Consider the following 3,855-nt stretch of genomic DNA (forward strand, 5'->3'; position numbering starts at 1 on the left):
CCGCTGGATCGAGACCTACTACAACACGCGACGACGACATTCCAGCCTCGGCTATTTGACACCAAAAGAGTATGAGCTAGGATACAGAGACATCCGCGAACTCGCGGCATAAACCCGAGTCCACCGAAACGGGAACACTCCAGTTCTCGGGTCAGCCTTCGGGAGGATGCGACGGCGCCGAGGATGGAAGTAGACAGGCCGTGCGCACGTGTCGGCTACGAGGGGTGGCCGCCGGCGTAATGGGAAGAAGAGAACCATGACCAATCGCTCTGCTCGTATCGTTGCAACGTCCGCCGCCACGTGCGCTCTCATCACTGCCTCGTTGCTGACCGTGACGCCGGCCATAGCGGCGACTCCGACCAGTGATGCTGTTGCGTCGTCGCCTCTCGCGGACGGCGCACCCGAAAATGCACCCACGTACGACGCGGCCATTGCGGCCCCCGGACCAGATGACCTCACTTGGGAAGAAGCCGCCGAAGTCAGCACCGATTCATCGGTCACATTCACAGATTCATCGGCGAGCACTGCGAACGTGGCACGAGCCAGTACACCGATCACAGCTGCAAACGGGCAGGCTTGCAGCATCAACACCGGCAACGTCTACAAGCGTGCTTCAGGGGGAGAGTTCCCATACGGTGCCGTCGGTGGGCATCCTGCCACGCAGTGCACGGTGATCATGGCGCGGATCTCTCAGACCACTGATCTGTACAAGACGGTGTGGTGGGGGCTGCAAAAAGTGGCGGGGCCTTTCACCTCGGTGAACGTGGGCCAGGGGCGTCTCGAACAGACATCCCCAATTCGCAAGTGCGATGACCTTCGTCAGACGACTTTCCGGATGATCGTCAGGAGCACCGGCACGTTCCCTACGGGCACGACGGGGACTGCATCGGCGTACGAGGAAGCGAACCTCGCGTGCGGTACTAATTAGCACCCAAGCGGCGCGGGGCTGCTCCAGCCCCCGCGCCGCTCATTTTCCCGTGTCGTTGGGTCCGAATGTGACGTAACCAGGCCCACTGTCGTATCGGTATCCGAGCGGGAACTTCGCGTAGATGACCCCGTTAGGGAAGCGGTGCTGAACCTTCTCAGCGAAGGTGGCCGCCTCAGCTTCCGATGCGAAGACACCAAGGATCGTGTTGTTTGGCGATTCGTCGTGCTGCACGACCCAAACATCCGGCGGGGCCACTGCGTGTGTCTCTTCGTGCTGACGTCGTTTCCACACCATCGGTGCCCCCCTGATCCTTGAACCACCATCATGCTCGTACGGGCGACCTCGTCGAAGCAACAGTAGGCGTCTTGAAAACCATTAGGTTATCAAGCCACCCGATCGCTGGCTCGTTCGACGCTGGGCGCGCCCGTAAACGTGGGCGCTGATCTGTCTCATAAAGCTGTCTCGCCGTACTGTGTTTTAGGACCCGCCGGGGAGGGTGTTTCAGAGTCAGGATGAGGTGATGAGGCTTCCCGGTTACACGCGTGTGAGTACGTCGAATCAGGACGCGCAGTTGCAGGTCGACGCGCTCGCGACCACGGGGGTGCAGAAACGGGACGTGTTCGCGGACGTGACATCGGGGAGCAAGACCGCGATCGAGCGGCGCGGGATGAAGAAGCTCCTCGAGTACGCCGAGGACGGGGACGCCGTCGTCATCTGGCGAGTCGACCGGCTCGGTCGGTCTCTGATCCACGTCCTGAACACGGGGAACCTGCTGCGTGAGCGCGGGGTGCAAGTCCGGTCGATCTCGGACGGCATCGACCCGTCGACCTCGGACGGCATCGACCCGTCGACCTCGACGGGTCGGCTGATGCTGAACATGCTCGCGGAGTACGAAGAGGGAGCTCATCGTCGAACGGGTCAACGCCGGCATCGCTGCGGCCCGCGCGAACGGGACCCGGTTCGGCCGGCTCCTGTCGAATCGGGCGGTCATCGCGGACAAGCTCGCGATCGCCGCGGACGCCCGAGCACGTGGCCGCACCGCCGAGGACGCTGCCCGCCGCCTCGGGTGGAGCCGCGCAACGCTCTACCGCCACCAGCAAGCCCACGCGGCCCGCGAGAGCGCAGCGACGTAGCAGTTTCGAGCGGTGGCGGACCCGTCTACTCCACGTCAAGCACCAGAGAGCGAGGACGCTCCGTCGCGCCCCCCTGGTTCTACTCAGTTGTCGGGGAGGTAGTTCCAGTTGCCGGCGAGGAAGTCGTCGTGAGTGTTGATGTCGGGGCCTTCGAGGTCGACGGTGGTACCGATGCTCCAGTGCCAGGGGTCGTTGTCTTTCCCGCCGAGGATTTCGAGGATGGACCCGTCATCGAGAGTAAGGACGGGGTCGTAGGCGTCGGCTTCGCAGTCGATACGGACGATGGTCCGGCCGGTGAGGGTGGCGAACGCGGTGGTGAAGGCGTCGCGGGGGTGTTCGCCGGTGACGCGGCCCGCTGGGGTGGTGAGGGCCCAGTCGCAGTCGAGGTCCAGGCGCCAGTCGGGGCCGGTGAGCGTCGCGGTCGGGTAGTGCGGGATTGCGTCGGTGATGGTCAGAGGGAGAGCGGCGTGCAGGAGATCACGGTCGGTGACGCCCTCGTCGTCCGGGGTCTGCTCGCTGGTGGCGTCGTCGGTCACGGCTTGTTCTCTTCCTGGTTATCGTCGCGCGGCATGATGCCCAGGCGGGCTTGCGCTTGCGCGAACGTTTCCGACGGGCGCACCCGGGCTAAGGGCGAGAGTTTTTGTTCTCGTTCGATGATGTAGGAGGGTCCGGGGAAAAAGTCGTCATCGAACGGGCGCAGACCGTAGGCGGCGCAATAGTCGGCAAGCATCTCCGCGGTGAACCGGTCGGCGATACGACGGTTGGTGTAAGCGGCGACGTCCTCGAAGGGTAAAGGGTCGCCGGAGGTGTGAAAGGTCCAGCGGCTGTCCTGCGTCAATTCGATTACCCGTATCGTCTTCGCGAGACCCGCAGAAGGGTCCGGGTCTGGACGGTGAACGACAAACTGACGAGCGCCGAGTCTGGCGCGTTCGTCTCCAGGCGGGCATGAGGGTATGCAAGTGATGTAGAGGGAATCGGTGTTTAGTCGCTGCCCTAGTACTTTGGTGGAGCCACTCGGGTCGGTGCCCTGCGCCCCGTTCTCCACGAATGCGCTCCATTCCGGGTTGGCCGTGCCTACTACGAGAAACTTATGTGGCGATCCAAATTCCAGGGGTTCCATCAGAGGCGCCGCCTCGGATATCCCGCCCGTTACCTCGGTGATCGTGTCGCGTGAGTTCTCGTCGTGATCCCATTCGTAATAGGTTAGGGCGACAGCAGCAGCGGGAGCGCGCACGAATCCCATCCGTGACGTGATGGGCGCGAACCTGTCACCGAGCACTCGAGCATCAACCATAATGCGTTCCTCTTCTCAGTCCACTATTCGTAGTTCGATGACACCGTCCGGGTCATTCGCTCTCAATCTTGCCGCATGATCCGGCCCCCGACCGGAGGCGGTTGTATCCCATTCTATATAACGGCGAACACCGTCGGCATCTGTGTACTGTACGTCCGGCCGATTAATGCCGACGCGCTCACCGTGTGCATTGATCTGCTGCTGATCAACTCGAATATCCGTGACTCCCCTGGTGTGCTGGAGGCGGTCCACGATGTCCCAGACTTCGGCGTTTTGGTTCGCGTTCTTCCCTACCGTCCGCCCCAAAGGGTCCTTTACTAGTGGCGGTTTTGGGCTTACGTTCATGTCTTGCGGGAGTCGTGGTACCGCTGGTATCTCGTCGAGTAGTTTGTCCGCTGTTTTGTCGAGGCGTCGGCCGGCGGCGCCTCCGAGGCCGCCGGCGGCGAGTCCTCCTGCGCTGGCGGCGAGGAGGTTGTCGGTGGTGTGGGGTCCGGGGCTGG

6 protein-coding genes and 1 pseudogene are annotated in these 3,855 nt (G+C 62.8%); 3 read left to right on the forward strand and 4 right to left on the reverse strand.

All coding sequences use genetic code 11. From position 1 onward, the window contains the following. Positions 1-7: 7 nt before the first annotated feature. The gene (locus B0H03_RS17620) at positions 8-112 is read left to right on the forward strand and encodes a hypothetical protein (protein WP_207774263.1); all 105 of its coding nucleotides are present in this window, start codon (positions 8-10) and stop codon (positions 110-112) included. Between the two features lie 144 nt (positions 113-256). Further along, positions 257-928 carry a hypothetical protein gene (locus B0H03_RS16385; protein ID WP_127844005.1) on the forward strand — a complete coding sequence of 224 codons (672 nt, stop codon included), beginning with the start codon at positions 257-259 and terminating at the stop codon, positions 926-928. 39 nt (positions 929-967) lie between these two features. Here the strand turns inward: B0H03_RS16385 and B0H03_RS15885 are convergent, their stop codons facing one another. After that, positions 968-1,183: a hypothetical protein gene (locus B0H03_RS15885; protein ID WP_237399645.1), complete on the reverse strand. Its 216-nt coding sequence runs from the start codon at positions 1,181-1,183 to the stop codon at positions 968-970. A gap of 265 nt (positions 1,184-1,448) precedes the next feature. On the opposite strand from B0H03_RS15885, the pseudogene B0H03_RS15890 reads away from it, so the two are divergent. Beyond that, positions 1,449-2,061, forward strand: a pseudogene (locus B0H03_RS15890) (recombinase family protein). Positions 2,062-2,144: 83 nt separating this feature from the next. Here the strand turns inward: B0H03_RS15890 and B0H03_RS15895 are convergent. From B0H03_RS15895 to B0H03_RS16970, 3 genes are all read right to left on the reverse strand, one after another. Next, positions 2,145-2,597, reverse strand: a complete 453-nt coding sequence (locus B0H03_RS15895; RefSeq protein WP_104265676.1) for a hypothetical protein — start codon at positions 2,595-2,597, stop codon at positions 2,145-2,147. Continuing rightward, entirely contained in the window at positions 2,594-3,355 is a 762-nt protein-coding gene (locus B0H03_RS15900; protein ID WP_104265675.1) for a hypothetical protein, read from the reverse strand. Before B0H03_RS15900 ends, B0H03_RS15895 begins: the two co-directional genes overlap by 4 nt. 15 nt (positions 3,356-3,370) lie before the next feature. Continuing rightward, positions 3,371-3,855, reverse strand: a 485-nt coding sequence (locus B0H03_RS16970) for a peptidase associated/transthyretin-like domain-containing protein (RefSeq protein ID WP_133248960.1), incomplete at its 5' end; no start/stop codon positions are given.

Source organism: Rathayibacter iranicus NCPPB 2253 = VKM Ac-1602 (assembly GCF_003149025.1).
Lineage (GTDB): Bacteria > Actinomycetota > Actinomycetes > Actinomycetales > Microbacteriaceae > Rathayibacter > Rathayibacter iranicus.